Source organism: Streptomyces sp. NPDC054956, from assembly GCF_053609185.1.
Genome location: NZ_JBSGXB010000627.1, coordinates 1 through 1513, shown reverse-complemented (window position 1 = coordinate 1513; position 1513 = coordinate 1). Strand labels below are relative to the sequence as shown.

The 1513-nt window shown below is 72.8% G+C and carries 2 protein-coding genes and 1 pseudogene; all 3 read left to right on the top strand.

The window, feature by feature from the left end:
- Positions 1-409 (top strand): annotated as a pseudogene (locus ACWGDE_RS38885) (hypothetical protein); the annotation flags it as partial.
- A 132-nt stretch (positions 410-541) separates the two neighbouring features.
- Positions 542-844 carry a hypothetical protein gene (locus ACWGDE_RS38880; RefSeq protein ID WP_453393807.1) on the top strand — a complete coding sequence of 101 codons (303 nt, stop codon included), beginning with the start codon at positions 542-544 and terminating at the stop codon, positions 842-844.
- The coding region (locus ACWGDE_RS38875; RefSeq protein ID WP_453393806.1) for an alpha/beta hydrolase at positions 844-1513 on the top strand (670 nt) is incomplete at its 3' end. The genes ACWGDE_RS38880 and ACWGDE_RS38875, both read left to right, overlap by 1 nt.

Sequence of the window (1513 nt, the reverse complement as noted above, 5' to 3'; positions counted from 1 at the left end):
CGTCACCGTCCTCGTGCTGATCGGCGGCTGGCCGCCGGATCGGGACGACTGGCCCCATACCGCCGCCGAGGCCCTGAAGGACACCGACGAGCTCCACGAGCTGGTCGACGACCTGCTGCTGGCGCGCCTGCACGTCGAGGCCCGCGGCAGCGCCGTGGTCCTGGGAGCCCCTTCCCATCTGAACCGGCTGATCACCAACCTGATCGACAACGCCTGCCGTCACGCGGCCCGCAACCGGGACGACGGGGGCGCCGGTCCGGGGCTGGCGATCGCCCGGAGCATCGCCGCCTCGCACGGCGGCGCGCTGACCGCGGAAGCGCCCGCCGGGCCGGCCTCGGGTGCCCGGCTCGTCCTGCGACTGCCCGCCGCGGACCCGGTGACGGGAGGTCCCGGAGGGGGCAGAGGCTGAGTCCGGCGAGCCGTAGCCGCTCGAACTGAACCAGGCTTCAGGTTTCCTCCGGTTCTGGGGAATCGTCCGGAATATTCATCGGCGCACGGTCCCGATCACCCATTCCGGATTTCCCGACCAAGGGAGGATTCCATGGTTTCCCGCCGCCGCCACCGGCCCCGCACCAAGTCCACCCCGTCCGCGGCCGACGCGTCCGTGGCCTTCGCGCTCGGCGCCCGCCTGGCCGTCGGCGCACGTCCGCCCTCGGCCGAGGAGACGGCCCAGGAGCAGGCCGACGAGACGGCCCAGGACACGGCCGAGGAGACGGCCGACACGGGCTGGGCGCGGGAGCGCCACCCTCGCTCCCCCCGCTTCCCCGTCCCCGCTCCGCCCCCCGCTCCCGCTACCCGCCCCACTCCCCATCGCAACGACGATCGAGAAGGTGCCGGATCCTGATGGCCTACGCGTACGACCGAGAACTGGCCCCGTGGGCCATGCTGCTGCCGCCGGTCGACCTCCGTGATCCGGTCGCCGCCCAGGAACACGTCCAGACCGAGCAGTTCCAGCGGCCGTCGCACGTCGTTCCCGACAGTCTGTGGACCTGGGACACGGTGGTGCCCGGTCCGGCGGGATCGCCCGCTGTCCCGGTGCGGGTGTACGAGCCCTCCGCGCGGGGCGAGAGCCGCCGGCCCCTGCCCGCGATCCTCTACTTCCACGCCGGGGGGTTCGTCACCGGGGACCTGGAGACGGGACACGACGAATGCGCGTGGACCGCCGCGACCCTGGGCGTCGTCGTCATCAACGTCGACTACCGGCTCGCCCCTCAATTCCCCTATCCCCATGCCGTCATGGACGCCCACGCCGCCCTCCACTGGGCCTCCGACCAGGCCGGCGCGCTCGGCATCGACCCCGACCGGATCGCCGTCGTGGGAGAGGACGCGGGTGCCGGGATCGCGGCCGCGCTGTGCCAGCTGACCCGGGAGCGGATCGGCGTACGCCCCTGTTTCCAGCTGCTGAGCACGCCGCTCCTGGACGATCGGCTCCACACGTCCTCCGCCCTGATGTACGAGGACACTCCGGGACTGGACCGGCTGCAGGCGGCGTACGGCTGGTTCCACTACATCG

What these genes read in the sequence shown, in the direction of transcription:
- ACWGDE_RS38880 (WP_453393807.1), top strand. Translation starts at nt 542, where the DNA reads ATGGTTTCCCGCCGCCGCCACCGGCCCCGCACCAAGTCCACCCCGTCC.